The sequence below is a fragment of the Streptomyces sp. NPDC030222 genome, from assembly GCF_055573115.1.
Map to the genome: position 1 here is coordinate 272421 of NZ_JBVICA010000003.1, position 22289 is coordinate 294709.

The following is a 22289-nucleotide window of genomic DNA, read 5'->3' on the forward strand; positions in this document are numbered from 1 at the left end:
CAGCAGTAGGTCAGCATGGGTCTTGAAAGACCTGGGGAAAGCTGACCGGACATGCGAATCGTTGTAGGCTCCGGAGACCGCCCTTGACCTGCAGAAAGCAGGCAGGGAGCAGACAAACCGGGAGTTTCTCCATGCTTCGTACCATGTTCAAGTCCAAGATCCACCGTGCAACCGTCACGGAGGCCGACCTCCACTACGTCGGCTCCGTCACCATCGATGCCGACCTGATGGAGGCCGCCGATCTGCTGCCGGGGGAACTCGTCCACATCGTGGACATCGACAACGGGTCGCGGCTGGAGACCTACGTCATCGAGGGCGAACGCGGATCCGGCGTCATCGGGATCAACGGTGCCGCCGCCCACCTCGTGCACCCCGGTGATCTGGTGATCCTCATCAGCTACGCCCAGGTCGACGACGCCGAGGCGCGCAGCCTCGAGCCCAGGGTGGTGCACGTGGACGCCGACAACCGGATCGTCGAGCTCGGCGCGGACCCCTCGCAGCCCGTGCCCGGTACCGGCACCCTGCGCAGCCCGCACGCCCGCGTCCTCGAAGCGCAGCCCGTCCACTGAGCCCATTGAGCCGGGGCCGGTGGCACGGCTCTGCGGGGAGAGGGAGGAACCGTCATGACCGTCGACATCCGGGACGACCGTACGCGGGGACGCCTCGAGGCGTACGACGAGGGTGAACTCGCCGGGCACATCGCCTATTTCGTTCTCGACGCAGAGCCCCACGCGCTGGTGGCGGTGCACACCGTCGTCGAACCGGCCCACGAGGGCAAGGGTGTCGCAGGTTCCCTCGTGCGCGAGTTCTACGCGACGGCCGCCCGGGAGGGCGTGCCCGTCGTCCCGCTGTGCCCCTACGCGGCCCGGTGGGCCGCCAAGCACCCCGAGGGGGCCCCGCAGCCCCCGGCGGAGCTCGTCCGGCAGGCCCAGGAACGGCAGGGACAGGCGGAGAACGACCCCCGGGGGCGGTGACCGCCGGGCCCGGTGGCCGCGTCAGCGGTCACCCGGCCGAAGCCCCGCCCCTGCGCTCGACCCTGCACGGCCCCGCGCCCGCCCCGGCGCGGGGCCGTGCGCTGCTATCCGCTCCGTTCCCGTTTGTGTGCGGGCGCGTGGGCCGGGGGCGGCCGTGGAGTCACCGGTGCGTCCCGTGAGCGCCCTCGGACGGATGACCACGATGTGCGGTCGGCCGGAGGAGGGGCCAGGCTCTGATGTGCGGGGCGCAGACGGACCGCGCGACGCGGCGGGTCAGCTGCGCCGCGCCTCGCCGCCGGACACACCCTGGGTCCCCGCGCGGGCGAACTCCTGGAGTACCGCATGTCCCCACACCCCGCGACCGGCGTCCTCCCGCCGTGACGCTTCCGTCCGCGTCACTCCCCGTGACCGCCCCGGCGCCGCCGACACGGTCTCGGTCACGTACCGGCCGACGGAGTGCCCCGGCGCATGCGCGGTCGTGCCCGCCGGCTCCGGGAGGCACGGACCTCCGCCGTTCCGGTAGGGCGTGCTCCCCGGCGCGTACCGTCCCTCACCCCGGAGGTGTCCCATGACCGAACCGCCGCCCGGACCCGGGCCCGTGCCGCCCGCGCCCCCGCCGGTTCCTCCGGGGCCGGGGCCCGTACCGCCGCCCGCTCCACCGCCCGGGCCGTCGCCGGAACCGGTGCCGGAGCCACCCGGTCCCGGCCCCGAGCCCGTTCCGGGGCCTCCTCCTGACCCCGGGCCGCTGCGCCGCGTCTAGCGCGGGCGTCCTCCGGACCGTGCGCGTACGGCACGCGCCGGCCCGGAGGACTCCCGTGGACGCACGCCCCCGCGTCAGATCGTCCGCACCTCCGAGCGGTCGCCGCCCCAGACGGTGTGGAACGAGCCGCCGCGGTCCGTTCGGCGGTACGTGTGCGCCCCGAAGTAGTCCCGCTGGCCCTGGGTCAGGGCCGCCGGAAGCCGGGTGGCGCGCAGTGCGTCGTAGTACGCCAGTGACGCGGAGAAGCCCGGCACCGGCACCCCTCGCTGGGTCGCGGCCACCACCACGGCCCGCCAGTCCTCCTGCGCCTCCCCGATCTCGTCGGCGAAGCCCTTGTCGGACAGCAGGCTCGGCAGGTCGGGCCGCTCGTCGTACGCGCGGCGGATCCGGTCCAGGAACGCGGCCCTGATGATGCACCCGGACCTCCACAACGAGGCCACGGCACCCAGGTCGATGTCCCAGCCGTACGTCTGGCCGCCCGCCCGGATCTGGTGGAAGCCCTGGGTGTACGACACGATCTTGGACGCGTACAACGCCTGCTCCACCTGAGCGGCGAATGCGCCGGCCTCGTCCGCGGCCATCGGGACGGGGCGCGGCCCGGCCAGCGAACGCGACGCCTCCCGCAGGTCCGCGTGCCCCGACAGGGACCGAGCGAACACCGCCTCGGCGATCCCCGACACCGGCACGCCCAGGTCGAGCGCTGTCTGCACCGTCCAGCGGCCCGTACCCTTCTGCTCCGCCCGGTCCGCCACGATGTCGACGAACGGCAGACCCGTGGCGGTGTCCGTGTGGGCGAGCACCTCGGCGGTGATCTCGATCAGGTACGAGTCCAGCCGACCGTTGTTCCAGGAACGGAACGTCTCGGCGATCTGCGCGGGGGAGTACCCGGCGACGTTCCGCAACAGGTGGTACGCCTCGCCGATCAGCTGCATGTCGGCGTACTCGATGCCGTTGTGCACCATCTTCACGAAGTGGCCCGCGCCGTCGGGGCCGACGTGCGCCGTGCAGGGCGTGCCGTCCGGCGCCTTCGCCGCGATGCGTTCCAGCAACGGCCCGAGAGAGGCGTACGACTCGGCCGAGCCGCCCGGCATGATGCTGGGGCCGTGGAGTGCGCCCTCCTCACCACCGGAGATGCCCACACCCACGAAATGGAGCCCCCGCGCGCGCAGTTCGCGCTCCCGGCGCCGGGTGTCCTCGAAATGCGCGTTGCCGCCGTCGATGATGACGTCGCCCGGTTCGAGGAGCGGCGCGAACTCCTCGATCACGGCGTCGGTCGCGGCGCCCGCCTGGACCATGACGACCAGCCGGCGCGGCCGTTCCAGCGCGGCGACGAACTCCTCGGCCGTCTCCGCGGCGACGAAGGTCCCCTCGTCGCCGAACTCGTCGACCAGCGCGCGGGTGCGCGCCGCACTGCGGTTGTGCACCGCGACGGTGAAGCCGTTACGTGCGAAATTCCGGGCGAGATTCCGACCCATGACCGCGAGTCCGGTGACGCCGATCTGTGCTGTTCCGCTCATTCGTTGCTCCTGGAGTCCTTGGAGTTGCGCCCGTGGGCCTGGCATGTTCGCCGAATCCCGTCCGTCAAACGGTCATTCCTGGCACCCTTGTCCTGGCCCGTCAGGAGCAACTACGTTTGCGGGCTCCTGAAGCGTTCAAGGGGGAACCATGGCGGAACGCGGTAGGCATCGCCGGTACCAGCCGAGCCGGATCAACCGGGCGTCGCTCACGGTCACCGCGAGCGGTGCGGGCATGGCGCTGCCGCTGGTCGGCGCGGGCACGGCGGACGCCGCTTCGACGGAGACCTGGGAGAAGGTCGCCGCCTGCGAGTCCACGAACAACTGGCGCATCAACACCGGCAACGGCTATTACGGCGGGCTCCAGTTCAGCCAGTCCACCTGGGAGGAGTACGGCGGCACCGCCTACGCGCCACGCGCCGACCTCGCGACCAGGGAGCAGCAGATCGCGGTCGCCGAGAAGGTCCTCGAGGGGCAGGGGCCCGGCGCCTGGCCGGTCTGCTCGACGCGCGCCGGTCTCACCCGGGGCGGGGACGCGCCGGACGTCAGCGCCGTGCGCAAGGCACACCCGCAGAAGACCGAACGGACCGCGGCCTCCGCCGCGACCGCGACGTCCGTCCCCGGGAAGCGCGAGAGCTACACCGTCGTCCACGGCGACACGCTCTCCCGGATCGCGGACGACGAGCATGTGCGCGGCGGCTGGCGGTCGTTGTACGAGACCAACCGCAAAGTCGTCGGCGACAACCCGGACTTCATCCTGCCGGGCCAGCGACTCAGCCTGGACACCGTCCGGCCCGCCCCGACCCGGCCGGCGCCCCCGCCGCCGAGGTCGCGGCCCGCGCCCAAGCCGCCGGCCGCCGATCAGAAGCCGCCCACGGCCAGGCCCGTGCCACCCGCCGCCCCGGCCCGCCCGGAGGCCGGTCCGGCCAGGACCCGCCCGGCGAGCGGTCCGGCCAAGACCCGTCCGGCCGGTCCCGCCGCGTCGACGGCGCGGTTCGCCGCGCCGGTCGACGCCTCACCGGGAACGCCCTACCGCAAGGCCGGTTCCTCATGGGCGTCCGGCTACCACACCGGGGTCGACTTCCCCGTGTCCACCGGGACCTCCGTACGGGCCGTCGCTCCCGGCACGGTCGTCTCGGCGGGCTGGGCGGGGTCGTACGGCTACCAGGTCGTGATCCGGCACCAGGACGGCAGGTACAGCCAGTACGCGCATCTGTCCGCCTACAGCGTCCGCGAGGGGCAGAAGGTGAGCGGCGGCCAGCGGATCGCCCGTTCCGGCTCGACCGGCAACAGCAGCGGACCGCACCTGCACTTCGAGATCCGCACCGGCCCTGGCTACGGCTCCGACGTCGACCCCCTGGCCTACCTCAGGGCGCGCGGCGTCACCATCTGAGCTCGCCGCCGGAGGAATTCCGCGGGACGCAGGACATCCGCGTGGCGCAGGACATCCGCGGGGTGCAGGACATCCGCGGGACCCCAGGGCACTGCGTTCCGGCGCACCAGCTGCTGCCCGTACCACCGGTGTCCGGGGGCGGACTCTGCGGGGACTGTGTGTTCGCCGGTCCGGCTGCCCGGCCGCCCCGCATCTGACGTCGGCAGGCCGTCGCAGGCCCCGGCGCCTCGTTCTGCCGGGCGGCCGGACGGAGCGACGGTCAGGAGGCCCGGACCATCGGGCGCCCCGGCCCCTCGGGCTGCCGGTGCCGTCGGGCGACCCGTGCCGTCCGGCGATCCCGAACATCGGGCGACCCGGCCGTCTCGGGCCACCCGTGCCGTCGGACGACCCCCGATCTCACCCGAACAGAGCAGTAAATACCGGCCACCGTCCCCCTCCCGGCGGAAGCTCGTGCCGTACGGAACGGCCACCCGCCGTACGGCCCCAGTAACGAGGGAGACCGCCATGAGCCAGCAGACCGCCAGACCGTCCCCATCCGCCGGACTCACCGGAAAGGGCGCCGGCGGCATGCTCTTCGCCGCCATCCTGCTGATGGTGACCGGCGTGTTCAGCGTCTTCCAGGGCATCGCGGCCATCGCCGAGGACGACGTCTACGCCCGGATCGGCCGGTACGTGTACAAGTGGGACCTCACCGGCTGGGGCTGGATCCACCTGATCATCGGCCTCCTGGTCGTGGTCACCGGGGCGTTCCTGCTCAAGGGCGCCACCTGGGCCCGCATGGCCGGCATCTTCTTCGCGATACTCGCGCTGATCGCGAACTTCATGTTCCTGCCCTACCTCCCCCTGTGGTCGCTGCTGCTCATCGCGGTCTACGTCTTCGTGATCTGGGCGCTGTGCGTGTACCACTCCGAGCAGCCCGGCGCGACGCGCGCCTGACGGACCCGTCCACCACCGTGTCCCGGCGCCCGACCGGAGCGCCGGGACACGGGTCGCCGTTCCGACAGGAAGCCGATGGCCACGACTCCGGGCGGAAAGCCGCCCACCCTCGCCGGGAACGCGCTGCACGACATGCTCGTCAGTACCGGGTACTGGCGCGTCCTGCTGCTCTCCGGGCTCGCCGGCGTTCCGCTGGCCCTCACTGCCTGGGCCTTCCTCGTCGTCGAGCACCAGCTCCAGCGCGGTGTCTGGGAGAACCTGCCCAGTGCCCTCGGTATGGACGGGCCACCGTCCTGGTGGCCGATCCCGGCGCTGATCCTGGCCGGCCTGCTGGTCGCCCCGATCGTCACCCGGGCCCCGGGCCGCGGCGGTCACATCCCCGTCGACGGGCTGAGCGGCGGAAAGCCCTTCCTGCCGAAGGACGTACCGGGCGTGATCCTCGCCGCCCTCATCTGCCTGCCGCTCGGTGTCGTCCTCGGCCCCGAGGCCCCGCTGATGGCGATGGGTGCCGGACTCGCACTGCTCGCCATGCCCGCCGCGTGGCGGGCCGCCTCGCCGCATCTCGTACCCGTGCTCGGCATGGCCGGTTCGACCGCGACCATCTCGACCATCTTCGGCAGTCCGCTGGTCGCCGCCGTCATGATGCTGGAGGCCGCAGGTATCGGCGGGCCGATGCTCGTGGCGGTCCTGCTGCCGGCCCTCCTCGCCAGCGGAGTCGGCGCTCTGGTGTTCACCGGGTTCGGCCAGTGGACCGGACTGTCGATCGGCGCCCTCTCCCTGCCGGTCGTGCCGCCGACCCATGTGCCGGACCCCGGGGACTTCATATGGGGCATCCCGCTCGCCGCACTGATCGCCGCCCTGTCCGTCTGCGCCTTGGCACTGGGCGCCAAGGTCAAGGCGTTGACGGCGGTCCGCACCGCTCGTCGCACGGTGTACTGCGCGGCCGTCGTCGGTGTGGTACTCGCCGTGTACGGCTGGACCACCGGACGCTCGACGGTCGAAGTGGCGACCTCGGGCCAGACCACCCTCAGCACCCTCGCCGCCAACCCCGCGGCCTGGCCCATCGGCGCCCTGGTCGCGCTCGTGCTCATCAAGGGCGTCGCCTGGGGGATCTGTCTCGGCAGCATGCGCGGTGGCCCCATCTTCCCCGCCATCCTCATCGGGTCGGCCGTCGGCATCATCTTCGCGCCCCTCCCGGGTCTGGGCGCCGCGTCCGGGCTGGCTGTGGGCATCACCGCGTCGACCGCGGCGGTCATCCGTCTCCCGGTGACCGCCACCGTCCTGGGGGCGCTGCTCCTCCGCGGGCACTCCGAGGACCTGGTGCCGCTCCTCCTGGTCTCCTCCGTGACCGCGTCCATCGTGGGAGAACTCCTCCGCAACCGGCTGGCCCCGGGGGCGGGGCCGGGCCAGGGACCGCAGCCCGCGGCCCCGAAGGGCGGTACGGGCGCTGCGCCCGCTCCGGAGGGGTGAGGCAGCTCCGGAACGGTGAGGCAGCTCGACAAGGTGCGTCACAGGGGAGGGGCCGGCCGACGTGGGCGGCCCGCGCACCGGACACCGCGGGTCACGGCCGGTGCCGCTCCCGTTTGATGCGGTCGGTGAAGCGGGACTGCATCCTGCGGGTCAGGGAGGTGGCCGCCGCCGTCAGGAAGACGAAGGTGTAGAGGATCTGCACGATGACCAGGATCCGGGTCGTCTGGCTCGTCGGCACCACGTCGCCGTACCCCACCGTGGCCAGCGTGACCACCGTGAAGTACAGGGCGTCGACCCGGGTGTACAGGCCGGAGAAGGCGCCCGGCTCCTTGGCGAGCGAGTAGTACGTCGACGAGAACAAGAGCACCGACAGGCACATCAGGAGGGCGATGACGAGGCCGGGATGGGCTTCCTCTTGCCCCAGCAGCATGTTCCTGATCTGCCGCAGCAGGAGCGCGGCGATGAAGCCGAGGACCAGGCCGAAGACCGTCCAGCTGAGCACCGGCCGGTGCGGGCCGATGAAGTCCAGCGGCAGCACGAAGTACGCCACCGCCATGGCGACGAACCCGCAGCCGCCCAGGACCCACCCGCGCAGCGGAGCCGTATCGGCCATGGACCTCCACATCGCCGGATCACTCCTCGCTCCCACGGGGCGACCCGCCCCGGAATCCTTGCCTCCGAGCATCCGACGCGGGCTCCCGGCCCACCACCCGTCGCAGCCGAACGGTGATCGTGCGTACGCGGGTTTGTCGCCTTGTGCCACGGCTACGTAGAGTTCCGTCTTCGGGAAACGTCGGGAACGCCGGATGCGGCGTGCGAGGACACGAGGATCAGCAGCGGCGATGACGGTGACACAGGACAGCCAGGAGTACGGTCCCGGCATCGACCCCGAGCGGCTGGCCGTCTGTCTGGACGTGCTCAAGGAGCTCGACGAGCTGGACGTCGACCACCCGGACGCGATCACCGTGCGGCGTGCCACGGCCGGCATCTACCGCATGGTGAAGCAGCGCCGCCGCCAGGAGCGCCGCGCCGCCAAGACCGCCCACGACCGGGCGGTCACCGAGGCCACCGCCACCGGCTCGGCGGACCGCATCGACGACGAGACCCAGGGGATCCTTCCGTCGTCCTCGGCCAGGGGCGAGATCGCGGGCATACTCCAGCGTCCCCGCTCCTGCTACACCTGCAAGACCCGGTACGTAGAGGTCGACGCCTTCTACCACCAGCTGTGCCAGAACTGCGCGGCCTTCAACCGGGCCCGGCGCGACGCCCGCACCGACCTGACCGGCCGCCGTGCCCTCCTCACCGGCGGGCGCGCCAAGATCGGCATGTACATCGCGCTGCGGCTGCTGCGCGACGGTGCGCACACCACCATCACCACGCGCTTCCCCAATGACGCCATCCGGCGCTTCAAGGCCATGCCGGACAGCGCCGACTGGATCCACCGCCTCAAGGTCGTCGGCATCGACCTGCGCGATCCGGCCCAGGTGGTCGCCCTCGCCGACTCCGTCGCAGCCGAGGGCCCGCTGGACATCCTCATCAACAACGCCGCCCAGACGGTCCGGCGCACCCCCCGCGCCTACAGCGAGCTGATCGCCGCGGAGTCCGCGCCGCTGCCGGCCGGCGAGCTGCCCGCATCCGAGGTGATCGGCGCGTTCGGCAGCGGCGCGGTGGACACCGTCGCCGCCCTGCCCGCCGCGCGCGACGGGCAGGGCATGAGCGCGCAGGACGTGACCGACCTGGCCCTCGTCGGCGGCTCGGCGTCGCTCGCCCGGATCGAGGCGGGCACGGCCATCGACGCGGGCGGGCTCGTCCCGGACCTCGACCCCACGAACAGCTGGGTACAGACGGTCGAGGACGTGCATCCGGTGGAGCTCCTCGAAGTGCAACTGTGCAACTCGACGGCCCCGTTCATCCTCATCAGCCGGCTCCGTCCCGCGATGGCCGCGGCGGCGGCCGACCGCAAGTACGTGGTGAACGTCTCCGCGATGGAGGGCGTCTTCAGCCGCGGCTACAAGGGTGCGGGACACCCGCACACCAACATGGCGAAGGCCGCGCTGAACATGCTCACCCGCACCAGCGCCATGGAGATGTTCGAGCAGGACGGCATCCTGATGACCGCCGTGGACACCGGCTGGATCACCGACGAGCGTCCCCACCCGGACAAGGTGCGGCTCGCCGAGGCCGGCTTCCACGCCCCGCTCGACCTGGTCGACGGCGCGGCCCGGGTCTACGACCCGATCGTGCGAGGCGAGGCCGGCGAGGACGTGTACGGCTGCTTCCTCAAGGACTACGCCCCCGCCAACTGGTAGGTCCCGGGCCGTCTGACAGGTCCCGGGACAGCCAGCAGGTCCCCGGGCCCGACTGGAAGGTCCTGGGCCGTCTGACAGGTCCCGGGACAGCCGGCAGGTCCCGGGCCGCCTGACAGGTCCCGGGCCCGACTGGAAGGTCCTGGGACAGCCGGGCAGGTCCCGGGCTAACCGGGCAGGCCCCCGGGCGGCGGGTGCCCCGGCCCCACGGCCGACCGAGGGGTTCCCCGCCTCGCACGACACAGGCCGGGAGGCTCCGCTCACGGCCGCGGGGGGACGCCCGCCTGCTGGTGCCGGGCGGCCACCAGCTCCAGTACGGGCCGCCAGTCCTCCATGATTCCCACGTCCAGGCCGACGACCTTCCCCGCGTCGTCGGCGTGGCGCAGCGTCACCGCCGTCTCCGCGAGCGGATCGCGGCTGAACGCCACCGCCTCCTCGCGGGTCATCACCCCGCCCTGCGCCCTCAGCGTCATCGCGCTCCGCGCCGACAGGACCCTGCCGGGCTCGACGGCCGCCAGATAGCGCTTCGCCGCCACGTGGAGCCGGACGAGCCGCGCGACGCGCTCGCCGAGCAGGGGCCGTACCGCGTCGGCGCCCCGGTCTGCGTGTCCCGCGTCGTCACCCGGACAGAGTAAAAGGCCGAGGTCGTGGCAGAGCCCGGCGACCTGCAGTTCCTTGTCGCTCGGATGGGAACGGCGGAGCAGGTGCGCGGTCTGGAGGGCATGGTCGTGCAGATCCACGGGAGCGCCCGTGCCGTCCGGTGTGTCCCAGGCGCCCCGGCAGGCGTGCAGCAGGTCCATCAGCTCGTCGACCGTACGCAGCTTCATGCGTGTACCTCCCCGTGATGCGGCCGCCGCAGGGACAGCACACCATGTCCGTTGGACACGTCCTTTAACGCGGAGCAAAGGAAAGTTGACGCAAAGGAACGGTCCCCCATCGAGCGCCCCCGCGCTCATTTGGTTAATCTGGGCCGGAAGGATCGCCTGTAAGGAGCCCACCCGCTCCCCGAGGCCTTCCAGGGGCAGGCCCGTACCGCGGGCCGCGGTCCCGCTCGAACGCCAGGCGCCACCGCGTCCGAAGCTGCCCCAGCCCTTACCTTCCGGGCGTCGGCGACCGGTCGAGCGGCCGGTCCGTGCGACGTCCCGGAGTTACGCGACACGGAGGAGTGCGCGGTGACACCAGAGATGACGAAGCCCGAAAAGGAGTCCGCCGAAGACGGCGATCGGACCGCCGGGCCCGAAAAGCTCGGCAGCCTCGAAGTGTGGGCCCGCTCGGCCCCGATCCGACTCGCCGGTTACGAGGAAGACCTCGCCGAACCGCACATCCTGCCCGGTATCGACTGACGCCCGACGCGGAAGACGGCGAGCGGGGCGACGGACACCCCGAGCACGCGCAGTGCAAGTGCCCCCGGCCGGACCCAGGCCGGGGGTACCGTGCGTTCCCGGTGCACATGCCCGCGAGCAGCCCCACGACTGGACGAGACGTATCGTCTCGCGCTCTTGGAGGTCATCAAGAGTGACGCGATGGCAGCGGTCGCGCATCAGGGGGCCGGGGAGGTCCTGGGCCGTCTGGGTCTGGGGGCTAGGGAACGTCCTCATGGAACGGCGCGGCGGACAGCCGGGTCGGCGGGAGGAAGTCCCGGACCGGGGTCCGGTGCCACCAGTCGCCGGTGGCCCGCCGCTCCCGCCGGGTGGTGAAGCGATACACGTAGAGCCGCGCGCGGACGTAGCGGGGCGGCGCGTCCGGGAAGGGGTTCCTGCGCAGCAGCTTCAGCGTGTCGGGGTCGTTCTCCAGCAGCCGTTCGACGAAGGCCCCGAACCAGGGCCGGGCGTACCCCGGGGAGAGCGCGGCGAACCACATCAGCCAGTCCAGCCGCAGGTGGTACGGGGCGAACTGGCGCGGCAGCCGCCCCGGATCGGTCGGCTTCCCCTTGAACTCGTACTCCCGCCACACACCCGCCCGGTGCGGTATCTCCTCGTCCGTGCCCTCGACGACGACTTCCTGGCGGATCCGGCCGACCGTGCCGAACGCGCCATAAGTGTTCACCAGGTGGAGCGGATCGAAGGACCGGTTCATGACCTGGCGCCGGGAGACGAGATTGCGGGCCGGGCGGTAGCTGAGGAACAGCACCACGGCCGTCAGGGCGATCACCACGGCCCCGTACCAGACCGGGGGCGGCGGCAGATCCGGCGCCGTCACGAACAGGGAACCATCCACGGCCGACAGCGCGACCACGATCGTCACCCAGTTGAGCCAGGCGAAGTTCCCGGAGAGCACCAGCCAGAGCTGGGTCGCCACGATCGTCAGGGCCGCCGCGGTGGCGACCGGCTGCGGAGTGAACAGCAGTACGGGTACGAGCAGTTGGGTCACGTGGTTCGCGGCCACCTCCACCCGGTGCAGCGGCTTCGGCAGGTGGTGGAAGAACCAGCTCAACGGGTTCGGCATCGGCTGCGTCTCGTGGTGGTAGTACAGGCAGGTCAGCTTCCGCCAGCACTCGTCGCCCCGCAGCTTGATCAGCCCGGCGCCGAACTCCACCCGGAACAGCACCCAGCGCAGCAGGAACAGCACCAGGACCGGCGGTGCCGTGCGGTCGTTGCCGAGGAACACCGCCAGGAAGCCGACCTCCAGCAGCAGCGACTCCCAGCCGAAGGCGTACCAGGTCTGGCCGACGTTGACGATCGACAGGTACAGCGCCCAGGGCACCGCCCACAGCAGCATCGCTCCCCACAACGGCAGCAGCTGGTCGACACCCACCAGCAGCGCGGCGGAGACGAGGCAGCCCGTCCAGGCGCACCCGGCGAAGAAGCGGTCGGAGTAGTGCCACTGGAAGATGCCGGGCGCGCGCCGCCACGACGCATAGCGCAGGTAGTCGGGGACCGGGAGCATGCCCCGCTCGCCGATCAGCGGACGGAACTGGAGCACGGCGGCCAGGAACGCCACGAGGTACAGGGCGGCGAGGCCCCGCTGGAAGACGAGCCGGCTCAGCCAGTAGTCGGTCGAGGTGAACCACTCCATGGAGGGCGCTCCTTCGACGCCGGACGCGTGCAGCCTCCTGCTGTCCAGTATCGACCAGGCGGCCCCGGGCGGCCGGTACTGCCGGTCCGGGGTCGGCGGCCGCGGTCCGGTGCGGGGTGCGCCTGCTGCGGCCGACCGTGTGCCGTGCGGTCGAGCACGCGCCGGCCGTCGATCCTGTTCCCGGCGCGTAGCGGGCTCGTGGCGGCCTCGTGGCGGCCTCGTGGCAAAGAGGCCCCGACCGCCGGTGCGCGCTCCCGTCGGTTCCCACGCAGCGGCCGCGGTGCCGGGGGCGGTCCGGGATCCCGGTCGACGCGGGTGCCGTGGTGCAGATGGCGGTACCCGGCGGGCAGCGGTTCATGGCGGGCCGTCCCGGCCTCCGGATGCGTGGACGCGGCCACTGGCGTGCACTCCCTTGCCGCGGCGAGGGCTCGTGCCCGCTCGTTGAACGCGTTCAAGCCACTTCACGGAGGGTGATTTCCCGGTTGCGACAGGTACGGACGTGCGGCAGACAGAGAAAGACACCATGAACGTCACGGACCGCACACACGGGAGGATCCTGTGCGCTCGCCCCATCGCCGGCCGGCCTCCGCGGCCGCCGTACTCGCGGTCGCGATCCTCGCCGCCGGGCTGTCGAGCTGCGGCGGGCGCGACAACGACGCCGCCGCCCCGGCGAAGGTGCTCCTCCTGCCGGCGGACGTGCCCGGACCGGACCCCTTCACGGAGTCCACCGCGGCCGTGCCGCCCTCGCGCGACACCTTCCCGACCGACCCCTCGGCGGCGGCCATCGCGCCGCCGGGGGTGTCCGCCGACGACCCTGCCGCGGGCGACTCCGCCTCCGGAGCCGTCCCTCCCCCCGACGGGCCCGCGGCCGCTCCTTCCGCGGAAGCCGTCCCGCCGCCCGGCGCGTCCGCGGGCGATCCCTCCGTGGGCGATCCCCCGGCGGGGGCCGTTCCGCCCCCCGACGTGTCCCCGGTCGACCCGTCCCGGGCGGCCGTGCCGCCCTCCGACAGCTCGGCGGCGGGTGCGCCAGCGGAGGGCAGCGCCGGTCCTCCCATGGGGGGAAGGGTGCGACAGGCCCCGCTCCGGGCGCCCTCGGCTCGCCCCGCCGCACATGAATCCCCTCCGGCGTATGAATCCTCTCCGGCGTACGAACCGTCCCCGGCGTACGAACCGTCCCCGCCGTACGAACCGTCGCCCGCTCACGGATCGACCGAGGTGCAGGGCTCGCCCGCGGCGCAGGGTCCATCCCCGGCGGACGGTTCGGCTCCGTCCCAGGGGCAGTCCGCTGCACCCGGGCAGGGCGAGGGCGGTACGCCGTCCGCCGTGGCCGCCGGGCCGCGGGCGGTCTCCGGGGCACTGCCCGGCCTGTACTCGGGCGTGCGGTCGGCGGCGAGCTGCGACGTGGAACGGCAGATCCGCCTGCTCACCGCGGAGCCCGCCAAGACCAAGGCCTTCGCCCGGACCGTGGGTGTGGGCCGCACCGGGGTCCCCGCGTACCTCCGCGGGCTCACCCCCGTCTTCCTCCGCGCCGACACCCGGCTCGCCGCCCACGGTTACCGCGACGGCGCCTCGCGCGACCGGCAGGCCGTGCTCCAGGCCGGAACGGCGGTGCTCGTCGATGCCCAGGGCGCGCCCAGGGTGCGTTGTTCCGGTGGCAATCCACTGACCCCGCCGGCCGGTGAGCGGAAGGACGAGGTCCAGACCGGAACGCCGTGGATCGGCTTCCGGCCCGACCGGGTCGTCGTCATCACCCCAGCGACCGAGGCGTCGGCGAACCTGCTCCTCGTCGATGTCCTGGACGACTCCTGGATCGAGCGGCCCACCGGCGACGACGGCTCCCAGGACCGCACCCCGGACGTGCCGCCCTCGTACCGCCCGGACGACGACCTCTCCGGGCCGGCCGCCGACCCGCAGGCGCAGCAGCCGTCGGAACCGGGGCGGGACCAGCAGCCGCAGGGTACCGAGCCGGGCGGGGTCCCGGCGGAGCCGCCCGCCTCCGCCCGGCCGCCGGCTCCTGCGGAACCGCGGGCCACCGGGGCACCCGCCCGGCCGCCCGGCCCGGACGGACCGGGCGCGCCGCCCTTCGAGCCGCGGGATCCGATGAGGCCGCCCGCCCCCGTGGCCCCGCCCGACGGGCCACCCGTGCCGTACGGGCAGCCGCTGCCCGGCTACCCGGCTCGGCCCGGGTACCCGGTCAGGCCCGGTTACCCCGTCCTGCCGGGCCGTCCCGCGCTGCCCGAGCCCCCGGTCGGGCCGCCCGTCGGTCCGGATCTGCCGCCGCCCGGACTGCTTCCCGACGGCCCGTACCGCCCCGCGGAACCGCCGCGTGAACCGCGCTCGCGAGACGTACCGGACGCCCGGAACGACGCCGGTCGGAGCGACCGGGAGCCCCAGGGGGACACCGGGGAGGCCTGAGCCGATTACTCGAAGAATCGGACAAATGATGGCAGAGTGTGTCCATGGCTGATCGGGCATCCGGTGCCCTCTCCAGTCCGGTCGACTGGCCCGCCTCCTCGGATCTGAGCCTTGCCCTCAATCACATGGGCTGTTTCGACTGGGACCTGGACACCGGGCAGCTCCACCTGGACCGGGTCGCACTCGAGGTCTTCGACCTGCCCCCCGAGGAGTTCGACAACCGGCCCGAGACTCTCGCCGCCCGCGTCACCTCGGACGAGGCCACCCGGCTCGACGCCCTGGTGGCCCAGGCCCTCAAGAACGGCAGCCACCACTACGGCGCGTACTTCCGGGTCCGCTGTCGCGACGGACGCACCCGCTGGACCCACACCCAGGGCAGCATCCGGCGCGACCGCACCGGACGTCCGCACCGCGTCATCGGCATCGTCAGGGACGCCGGCGAGGAACTGGCCGAGTCCTCCGCGCGGCTGGCCCTGGACACCGAGCGCCGCAGACGCACCGGCGTCGTCGAGTCGACGACCGCGGCACTCGCCCACGCCCGCACCGTCCAGGACGTCATCGACGTCCTCAACGACTCGCACGGCCTCCAGCACTTCGGTGCCGCGAGCCTCGTCATGGGCCTGCTGGAAGCCGGCCGCATCCACCTCGTCGCCGAGGGCCCGGCGGGCAGCATGGTGCCCGGCACCCGGTGGACCCGCATCGACGAGCAATACCCGATGAGCGAGGTCGTCCGCACCCTGGCACCACGCTTCATCGAGTCGGCGCAGGACTTCGCCGAGTCCTACCCCATCCTGTGGCCGCACATCACCGACCTCCACATCACCTCGGCCGCCTATCTGCCGCTGATCGCCCAGGCCCGCCCCATCGGCGCGCTCGGTCTGCTCTACAGCGACCGGACCGGCTTCACCGACGACGAACGCAACGTGCTGGTGGCCCTCGGCAGCAGCATCGCCCAGAGCCTCCAGCGCGCCATGCTGTTCGAGCAGGAGCACGATCTCGCCGAGGGCCTCCAGCAGGCGATGCTGCCGCGGCGCATCCCGGAGGTGCCCGGTGCCCAGATCGCCGTCCGCTACCGGTCCGCCCGCCTCGGCCAGGACATCGGCGGTGACTGGTACGACGTGATCCCGCTGCCCGGGGGGCGGGTGGGCGCGGTCATCGGCGACGTCCAGGGGCACGACACCCATGCCGCGGCCGTCATGGGGCAGTTGCGTATCGTGCTGCGCGCCTACGCCGCCGAGGGCCACACCCCGGCCACAGTCATGGCCCGCGCCTCGGTCTTCCTCGACGAACTGGACACCGACCGCTTCGCCACCTGCACCTACGCCGAGGCGGACCTCACCACCGGGGTCGTCCAGCTCGTCCGGGCGGGCCATGTCGAGCCGATGCTGCGGCGCGCCGACGGCGCCTGCCGCCGGCTGCCCGTCGAAGGCGGACTCCCGCTCGGCCTCTCCGCCGAGTTCCGGCGTCTCGAATACCCCGTGACCACGGTCGAACTCGACCCCGGACAGACCCTGTTGCTCTACACCGACGGACTGGTCGAGCAGCCCGGCGCGGACCTCGACGACGGGATGGAACTGCTCACCGGCCTGGTGAACGGCAGCGCCTCCGACCTGGAGATGCTCGCCGACCGGCTCTGCGACGTGGTGGACGAGCGCGGCGGGGAGGACGACGTGGCGCTCCTGCTGCTGCGCCGCAGCGCCCAGGACGTGCCCAGGGCCGGCGGGCGGCTCCAGCAGCACGTCGGACAGGCCGACCCCGAGGCGCTCAGCTCCGCCCGCCACATGATCAGGTCCGCGGTCCGTTCCTGGGGCGCCCGGGAGCGCTCCGACGAGATCGAGCTGGCCGCCGACGAGCTCATGACCAATGCGCTGCTGCACACCGACGGCGGAGCGATCGTCACCGTCAGGGTGCTGTCCGGGCCCGAGCGGCGGCTCCGGGTGGAGGTCGAGGACCGCTCCAGCGCCCTTCCGCGTCGGCGCGAGGCGGGGGACTCGGGGGTGTCGGGCCGCGGGCTGATGCTGGTGGACCGGCTGGCCGACGTCTGGGGCGTGGACTCCCGGGGCAGCGGCAAGGCCGTCTGGTGCGAGTTCGGCATTCCGGAACGGGTCGCCGGGTGAACGAAACCTGACAGTAACCATACGTAATGCGTCAACGCTTGACCGTGACCTTCCCTGGCGCTTGACTTCGATCTCAGCTCAGCTCCGACAGCCCTACAGCGTGGTGATCTTTTGAGCACGGAACTACTGGCACCCCTGGATCTCGCGTTCTGGCACCTCGAGACCGACGCGCACCCCATGCACCTCGGAGCGCTCGCCGTGTTCGCCCCCTCCCCGGACACGGACGGTGACGGGATCGCCGGCCTCCTCGCCGACCGGGCCGCAGCGATCCCCCGCCTGCGGACGAGGGTCAGGGACGTCCTGCTGCCCGTCGGCGGCGCGGCCTGGGTGGCCGACAAGGACTTCGACGTCAGGAACCACGTCCGCCTCGTCCGGCTGCCCGCCGGGGACTTCGCCGGTGCCACCACCCGCCTCGCCGCCGAGCTGATGGAACGTCCGCTGGCACGCGGTCTGCCGCCCTGGGAGATGTACGTGCTGACGGGAGGGCCCGACGAGCCCTTCGCCGTCCTGGTGAAACTCCATCACGCACTCGCCGACGGCATGCGCGCGATCGCCATCGGCGCCGGCATCCTCGACCAACTGGCGCCCGCGCCACGGGGCCCCGGCCGCCTCCGGCACCCGGTGCCGCCGCGTTCCTGGCTGCCGGGGCCGGGGGACGGGGGGTTCGGCCCGGGGCGGTTCGCCGGGTTCGCCCGCGAACGGCTCGAGGAACTCGGCCGCGCGGTGGGCATCGGAGCCTCCGTCATGCGCGCCACCAGGCTCGAACTCGGCGTCTCCTCCGCGCTCGCCGCCGGTTCCAGCGGCACCCGGCGATTCTCCACCGCGGTACTGGACCTGGAGGACGTCCACCGGGTGCGCCGGGTCGCCGGCGGCACCGCGAACGACGTCCTCCTCGCCGTGACCGCCGGCGCCCTGCGGCGCTGGATGCTGGAGCGGGGCGACCGGCTCCCCACGGCCGAACCCCGTGCCCTCGTCCCGGTCTCCCGCCGACGCCCCGGCAGCCCGGCGGGTTCCGGCAACCGGCTGTCCGCCTACCTCCTCGGTCTGCCCGTCGCCGAACCGGACCCCTGGACCCGTCTCCACGCGGTACGCACCGGAATGGACCGCAACAAGAGCGCGGGTCCCGCGCGCGGCGCAGGCGCAGTCGCCGTCCTGGCCGACCGGCTCCCCGCGCTGGCCCACCGCTTCGGCGCCCCCATCGCGGGCGGCGCCGCCAGGATGCTCTTCGACGTCCTCGTCACGAGCGTCCCGCTGCCCCGGTCCACCCTCTCGTTCGCCGGCTGCCCGCTCCGCGAGATCTACCCCATGGCCCCGCTCGCCCGAGGACAGGCCCTCGCGGTCGCCATGTCCACCTACGGCGGCCGTGTCCACGTGGGCCTGGTGGCCGACGGCAAGGCCGTGCCGGACCTCGACCGTCTCGCCCACGCGGCCCGCGAGGAACTGACGGCCCTTCTGGAGGCCACGGTACAGCGCGAGGCCTGAGGCGATCCTCGGCGCGTCAGGGGCCGTGAGCACCCGGCACACCCCGGCTCGGCCGAAGCCAGTAGGGTGCGCCGGGTGAACAGTGCATCCCGCCCCGCCAACGCCTTCCGTCTCATCGTCACGGGAGGAGGTACCGGCGGCCACACCTACCCGGCGCTCACCGCGATACGCACGCTGCAGAACCGGCTGGCGGCCGAGGGCAGGGCCCTCGACGTGCTGTGGATCGGCACCGCCGACGGCCTGGAGGCACGTGTCGCACCGGCCGAGGGGATCGCGTTCGCCACGGTGGCCACGGGGAAGATCCGCCGTTCGAGCAATCCCCTCAAGATGATGTCGGCGGCGAACATGAAGGACATGGCCCGGGTCCCGCTCGGCGTGGCCCAGGCGAGGAGGCTGGTCGCGGACTTCCGCCCGGACGTGGTGCTCGCCACCGGCGGCTACGTCGCCGTCCCGGCCGGCCTGGCCGCCCGTATGTGCCGGCGCCCGCTGGTGCTGCACGAGCAGACGGTGCGCCTGGGCCTGGCCAACCGGAAGCTGGCCGGTTCGGCGACACGGATCGCGGTCTCGTCGGAGTCCTCGCTGCCGCTGCTGCCGGAGGCGGTGCGCGGACTGGCCGTCGTCACCGGCAACCCGGTGCGTCCGCAGGTGCTGACCGGGCACGCGGACAATGCGGTCGAGGCGCTCGGCCTGCACGGCTTCGACCGGCGGCTGCCGACGGTGTACGTCACCGGTGGCGCCCAGGGGTCCCAGCAGATCAACGACGTCGTCCGGGACGCGCTGGCCTGGCTGCTGGAGCGCGCGAACGTGATCCACCAGTGCGGTCCGGGCAATGTCGAGGGACTGCGCGAACACGCGGCCACGCTGCCGGAAGCGCTGCGGAGCCGCTATCACCTCTCGGGGTTCGTCGGCCCGGAGCTGCCCGACGTCCTGGCGCTCGCCGACGTCGTGGTCTCCCGCAGCGGCGCCGGCACTCTCGCCGAGCTGACCGCGCTGGGGAAGCCCGCGGTGTTCATCCCGCTCGCCACGTCGGCAGGCAACGAACAGGCGCACAACGCCCGCCACCTGGAGGAGGCCGGTGCCGCCGTCGCCCTGCTCGGCGATGTCACCGCCGACCGGCTCAGGGACGCGGTCGCCCCGCTGCTCACCGACCCCGCGCGACGGCTGGCGATGGCCGGGCGTGCCCGTGCGCACGGGCGGCCCGACGCGGCGGACCGGTTGGTGGACGTGATCCTGTCCGCCGTTGCCGGCTGACCGGCCCAGCGGGTCACGGGTTCGGGGGCGGCGTCGGCGGTCGAAGGGGGTAGCGTCCTGCCATGTCCCGATCAGCCGAGACCGGCCCCTCCCCGTCCCCTGTCACCGCCGACGACGTCGGCCTTGCGGTGCAGCTCGCCGTGGCGGTCCTTGGTGAGGCGCCCCCAATGGCGTGGGACGGCGGCTGCGGGCTGATGACGGCGCGGACGTCGACCGGTACGCCGTGGAGGTGCAGTTGGACGCGGCTGCGCTCCTTCACGCGGCCGACCGGTGGGATCGTGCCTTGAAATCCTTCCTGACCCGCTGATCACCAGACCTCCGCCCGGCCGCGGTCCACCATGAGCAGCCGATCGAGATCACGGCTTGGAGGGCAGGAACGCGGTACTGCGCACCGAGTCGCCGCACAGCCAGAAGTCGGCGTCCTTCATGGTCAGCGGCACCGAACCACCGCCGACACCCAGCACCAGCGAGGGGACGACGGTGGGCTCGCCACCGGTGTCGCAGGTGCCCATGCCCTCGCCACGGATCGGCGGGAAGGTCAGCCGTACCCAGGCCGTGCCCTTGGCTGCCAGCTGGACCGTCGGGGCTCTGCCTTCACGGGTCACCTTCAGCGACGTGGCCTTGGACGGCCCCTGAGCAGGGACCGACACCGTGGGGAAGCCCTGCAGCACACACGCCTTGGGTCCCTTGTTGACCAGCTGCACCCGGATGGGGTTGGTGCCCTTCGAGGTGCGTGACATCCACTCGGCGGGGGGCGCCGTCAACTGGGCGGACTTGCACGCGGGCGCGCGCGCACCCGGTGCGTCGGCTCCGCCACCGGGTGCCTGCGCGACCGAAGGGGTGCCGCCGGCCATCAGCCCGCCCGCCACCACCATCGCAGCCGCGATCGTCGCAACCCTGTTCGTCGCCGTCCGTCCCATGGCTTCGCCTCCCGATCGCCGAGCACGGCCCGCGGAGCCGGGTCCGAATCCCAGCGGGTCGGCACCACGACAAGGTGACACGTCAGGCGTGTCGGAGGCGTGACCTCCGCGTGACCGCGCCCGCCTGCCCGGCGGCGTTCGCAGCTTCTGCGGGGGTGAGGTGCGCGGGGCGCGCCCGGTGAGACGGAGGAAGGTGCCGTCCGGCGTCTCCTTGCGGACCACCGCGATGCCGGATCCGACCAGGGACCCGGCATGAGCGAGGCCGATCGCGCCCGTGCCTTCGACCGCTTCTGGCGTGCCTCGGACTCCCACCAGGACGGCACCGGCCTCGGCCCGCCCATCGTCCGTCACCTGGTCGACGCCCCCGGCGGCACCATCACCGGGCACCGGGCACCGGCCTGGACGCCGCCGTGCGGCTGTGCCCGGTGACCGGACGGCGGTCGCACGGCGGTCGGGCACCCCGATCGGCGTCGGTACCAGCGAGAGCGCGATGACCGGCTCGAACCCCGCAGCAGGTGGGGTCCGGGGACGTGACGTGGGGCCCTGCGGGCGTGACACGCGGCCGGCGGATGCGAGCCTCGGCGCGTAGACGCGATACGCGGCCCGGGGCCAAGGCGCGGCCCGCGACGCGACACACGGCCCGCGCGCACGACACGCGGTGGCCGTCACGGCGCGCCGCCCCCGCACCGGAGGCACGCTGGAGGCATGCCCGAGCTGCCCGAAGTCGAAGCCCTCAGAGAGTTCCTCGGCGAGCACCTCGTCGGACGGGAGATCGCGCGTTCGACGCCGGTCGCCGTGAGCGTGCTCAAGACCTACGACCCGCCGCTCACGGCCCTGGAAGGCCGCACGGTCACGGGCGTGGCCCGGCACGGCAAGTTCCTCGACGTCGACGCAGAGGGGCTGCATGTCGTCGTCCATCTCGCCCGCGCCGGCTGGCTCCGGTGGAAGGACCCCCTGCCGACCGCCCCGCCCCGGCCGGGCAAGGGCCCGCTCGCCCTGCGCCTGGCTCTTGCCGACGGAGCCGGCTTCGACCTCACGGAAGCCGGCACCCGGAAGGGGCTGGCCGTGTACGTCGTCCGTGACCCGGCCGACGTGCCGGGTGTGGCCCGCCTCGGGCCCGATCCGCTGGCCCCCGGTCTCGACCGGGACGCATTCGCCGCGCTGCTCGCCGGCGAGCGCCGTCAGGTCAAGGGCGCACTCCGCGATCAGAGCCTCATCGCCGGCATCGGCAACGCCTACAGCGACGAGATCCTGCACGCCGCGAGGATGTCCCCGTTCAAGGACGTGGGCCGCCTCACCGACGACGAGATCACCACGCTCTACGACGCCATGCGCGCCACCCTCGCCGAAGCCGTGGAGCGTTCCCGTGGCCTCGCCGCGGGCGAACTGAAGGCCGAGAAGAAGAGCGGCCTGCGGGTCCACGGCCGCACCGGCCGGCCGTGCCCCGAGTGCGGCGACACCATCCGTGAGGTCTCCTTCGGCGACTCCTCGCTCCAGTACTGCCCCACGTGCCAGACGGGCGGGAAGCCCCTCGCCGACCGCAGGATGTCGCGTCTGCTGAAGTGATGCCCGGCATCGGCCCGCCCCGCGCCATGACGACTCCTGCCTTCAAGGGATGAATGCACAACTCCTCGGTGAGAAACGTCAGTTGGCTTCGCATGGCTTTTGGTGTGAAGTCTTGACGGCGCCGGGGAGCACCAGTTGACTCACGCCCCGTGAAGTGAAGCCGGTGTCGT

18 protein-coding genes are annotated in these 22289 nt (G+C 72.9%); 13 read left to right on the forward strand and 5 right to left on the reverse strand.

Translation table 11 applies throughout. From position 1 onward, the window contains the following. Window positions 1-131: 131 nt before the first annotated feature. Window positions 132-569, forward strand: coding sequence for an aspartate 1-decarboxylase (panD, locus tag ACZ4Z5_RS06055; protein WP_468257256.1), 438 nt, complete (start codon window positions 132-134; stop codon window positions 567-569). Window positions 570-623: 54 nt separating this feature from the next. Beyond that, complete coding sequence (locus ACZ4Z5_RS06060; protein WP_468257259.1) at window positions 624-974, forward strand: GNAT family N-acetyltransferase; 351 nt, start codon at window positions 624-626, stop codon at window positions 972-974. 834 nt (window positions 975-1808) lie between these two features. Here ACZ4Z5_RS06060 and gndA read toward each other — a convergent pair. Then, a complete protein-coding gene (gndA, locus tag ACZ4Z5_RS06065) occupies window positions 1809-3251 on the reverse strand; it encodes an NADP-dependent phosphogluconate dehydrogenase (RefSeq protein WP_468257262.1) in 1443 nt (480 codons plus the stop codon). A gap of 148 nt (window positions 3252-3399) precedes the next feature. On the opposite strand from gndA, the gene ACZ4Z5_RS06070 reads away from it, so the two are divergent. The 3 genes from ACZ4Z5_RS06070 (at window position 3400) to ACZ4Z5_RS06080 (ending at window position 7047) form a co-directional block, all read left to right on the forward strand. Further along, entirely contained in the window at window positions 3400-4641 is a 1242-nt protein-coding gene (locus tag ACZ4Z5_RS06070) for a transglycosylase family protein (protein ID WP_468257265.1), read from the forward strand. A gap of 504 nt (window positions 4642-5145) precedes the next feature. Then, window positions 5146-5577, forward strand: a complete 432-nt coding sequence (locus ACZ4Z5_RS06075; RefSeq protein WP_468257267.1) for a DUF7144 family membrane protein — start codon at window positions 5146-5148, stop codon at window positions 5575-5577. A 75-nt stretch (window positions 5578-5652) separates the two neighbouring features. Then, window positions 5653-7047: a chloride channel protein gene (locus ACZ4Z5_RS06080; RefSeq protein WP_468257270.1), complete on the forward strand. Its 1395-nt coding sequence runs from the start codon at window positions 5653-5655 to the stop codon at window positions 7045-7047. Window positions 7048-7138: 91 nt separating this feature from the next. Here ACZ4Z5_RS06080 and ACZ4Z5_RS06085 read toward each other — a convergent pair whose 3' ends face one another. Next, a complete protein-coding gene (locus ACZ4Z5_RS06085; RefSeq protein WP_468257272.1) occupies window positions 7139-7660 on the reverse strand; it encodes a potassium channel family protein in 522 nt (173 codons plus the stop codon). A 229-nt stretch (window positions 7661-7889) separates the two neighbouring features. Here ACZ4Z5_RS06085 and ACZ4Z5_RS06090 point away from each other — a divergent pair, with 229 nt between their 5' ends. Next, window positions 7890-9356 (forward strand): SDR family NAD(P)-dependent oxidoreductase, encoded by a 1467-nt coding sequence (locus tag ACZ4Z5_RS06090; protein WP_468257275.1) that lies wholly within the window; start codon window positions 7890-7892, stop codon window positions 9354-9356. Between the two features lie 257 nt (window positions 9357-9613). On the opposite strand, the gene ACZ4Z5_RS06095 is transcribed toward ACZ4Z5_RS06090, so the two are convergent. Then, window positions 9614-10180: an HD domain-containing protein gene (locus ACZ4Z5_RS06095; RefSeq protein ID WP_468257278.1), complete on the reverse strand. Its 567-nt coding sequence runs from the start codon at window positions 10178-10180 to the stop codon at window positions 9614-9616. Window positions 10181-10537: 357 nt separating this feature from the next. Here ACZ4Z5_RS06095 and ACZ4Z5_RS06100 point away from each other — a divergent pair, with 357 nt between their 5' ends. Continuing rightward, a complete protein-coding gene (locus ACZ4Z5_RS06100; protein WP_468257713.1) occupies window positions 10538-10696 on the forward strand; it encodes a hypothetical protein in 159 nt (52 codons plus the stop codon). A 238-nt stretch (window positions 10697-10934) separates the two neighbouring features. Here the strand turns inward: ACZ4Z5_RS06100 and ACZ4Z5_RS06105 are convergent, their stop codons facing one another. Further along, window positions 10935-12368, reverse strand: coding sequence for a lipase maturation factor family protein (locus ACZ4Z5_RS06105; RefSeq protein ID WP_468257281.1), 1434 nt, complete (start codon window positions 12366-12368; stop codon window positions 10935-10937). A 558-nt stretch (window positions 12369-12926) separates the two neighbouring features. Here ACZ4Z5_RS06105 and ACZ4Z5_RS06110 point away from each other — a divergent pair. The 4 genes from ACZ4Z5_RS06110 to ACZ4Z5_RS06125 all read left to right on the forward strand — a co-directional run bounded on the left by ACZ4Z5_RS06110 (window position 12927) and on the right by ACZ4Z5_RS06125 (window position 19633). Next, a complete protein-coding gene (locus ACZ4Z5_RS06110) occupies window positions 12927-14783 on the forward strand; it encodes a DUF6777 domain-containing protein (protein WP_468257284.1) in 1857 nt (618 codons plus the stop codon). 44 nt (window positions 14784-14827) lie between these two features. After that, on the forward strand, window positions 14828-16900 hold the full coding sequence (locus ACZ4Z5_RS06115) for a SpoIIE family protein phosphatase (protein ID WP_468257286.1): 2073 nt from the start codon (window positions 14828-14830) through the stop codon (window positions 16898-16900). Window positions 16901-17011: 111 nt separating this feature from the next. After that, window positions 17012-18382, forward strand: a complete 1371-nt coding sequence (locus tag ACZ4Z5_RS06120; RefSeq protein ID WP_468257289.1) for a wax ester/triacylglycerol synthase family O-acyltransferase — start codon at window positions 17012-17014, stop codon at window positions 18380-18382. Window positions 18383-18457: 75 nt separating this feature from the next. After that, window positions 18458-19633 carry a UDP-N-acetylglucosamine--N-acetylmuramyl-(pentapeptide) pyrophosphoryl-undecaprenol N-acetylglucosamine transferase gene (locus ACZ4Z5_RS06125; RefSeq protein WP_468257291.1) on the forward strand — a complete coding sequence of 392 codons (1176 nt, stop codon included), beginning with the start codon at window positions 18458-18460 and terminating at the stop codon, window positions 19631-19633. A gap of 356 nt (window positions 19634-19989) precedes the next feature. Here ACZ4Z5_RS06125 and ACZ4Z5_RS06130 read toward each other — a convergent pair whose 3' ends face one another. Beyond that, on the reverse strand, window positions 19990-20553 hold the full coding sequence (locus ACZ4Z5_RS06130) for a DUF4232 domain-containing protein (protein WP_468257294.1): 564 nt from the start codon (window positions 20551-20553) through the stop codon (window positions 19990-19992). 252 nt (window positions 20554-20805) lie between these two features. Between ACZ4Z5_RS06130 and ACZ4Z5_RS06135 the strand changes: the two genes are divergently transcribed. Further along, window positions 20806-20982, forward strand: a complete 177-nt coding sequence (locus ACZ4Z5_RS06135) for a hypothetical protein (protein ID WP_468257297.1) — start codon at window positions 20806-20808, stop codon at window positions 20980-20982. 276 nt (window positions 20983-21258) lie between these two features. After that, window positions 21259-22119, forward strand: coding sequence for an Fpg/Nei family DNA glycosylase (locus ACZ4Z5_RS06140; RefSeq protein ID WP_468257300.1), 861 nt, complete (start codon window positions 21259-21261; stop codon window positions 22117-22119). The last annotated feature ends 170 nt before the right edge of the window (window positions 22120-22289 follow it).

Coding starts and splice junctions, on each gene's coding strand:
- panD (WP_468257256.1), top strand. CDS start 132: ATGCTTCGTACCATGTTCAAGTCCAAGATCCACCGTGCAACCGTCACG.
- ACZ4Z5_RS06060 (WP_468257259.1), top strand. CDS start 624: ATGACCGTCGACATCCGGGACGACCGTACGCGGGGACGCCTCGAGGCG.
- gndA (WP_468257262.1), bottom strand. CDS start 3,251: ATGAGCGGAACAGCACAGATCGGCGTCACCGGACTCGCGGTCATGGGT.
- ACZ4Z5_RS06070 (WP_468257265.1), top strand. CDS start 3,400: ATGGCGGAACGCGGTAGGCATCGCCGGTACCAGCCGAGCCGGATCAAC.
- ACZ4Z5_RS06075 (WP_468257267.1), top strand. CDS start 5,146: ATGAGCCAGCAGACCGCCAGACCGTCCCCATCCGCCGGACTCACCGGA.
- ACZ4Z5_RS06080 (WP_468257270.1), top strand. CDS start 5,653: ATGGCCACGACTCCGGGCGGAAAGCCGCCCACCCTCGCCGGGAACGCG.
- ACZ4Z5_RS06085 (WP_468257272.1), bottom strand. CDS start 7,660: ATGGCCGATACGGCTCCGCTGCGCGGGTGGGTCCTGGGCGGCTGCGGG.
- ACZ4Z5_RS06090 (WP_468257275.1), top strand. CDS start 7,890: ATGACGGTGACACAGGACAGCCAGGAGTACGGTCCCGGCATCGACCCC.
- ACZ4Z5_RS06095 (WP_468257278.1), bottom strand. CDS start 10,180: ATGAAGCTGCGTACGGTCGACGAGCTGATGGACCTGCTGCACGCCTGC.
- ACZ4Z5_RS06100 (WP_468257713.1), top strand. CDS start 10,538: ATGACGAAGCCCGAAAAGGAGTCCGCCGAAGACGGCGATCGGACCGCC.
- ACZ4Z5_RS06105 (WP_468257281.1), bottom strand. CDS start 12,368: ATGGAGTGGTTCACCTCGACCGACTACTGGCTGAGCCGGCTCGTCTTC.
- ACZ4Z5_RS06115 (WP_468257286.1), top strand. CDS start 14,828: ATGGCTGATCGGGCATCCGGTGCCCTCTCCAGTCCGGTCGACTGGCCC.
- ACZ4Z5_RS06130 (WP_468257294.1), bottom strand. CDS start 20,553: ATGGGACGGACGGCGACGAACAGGGTTGCGACGATCGCGGCTGCGATG.
- ACZ4Z5_RS06135 (WP_468257297.1), top strand. CDS start 20,806: ATGAGCGAGGCCGATCGCGCCCGTGCCTTCGACCGCTTCTGGCGTGCC.
- ACZ4Z5_RS06140 (WP_468257300.1), top strand. CDS start 21,259: ATGCCCGAGCTGCCCGAAGTCGAAGCCCTCAGAGAGTTCCTCGGCGAG.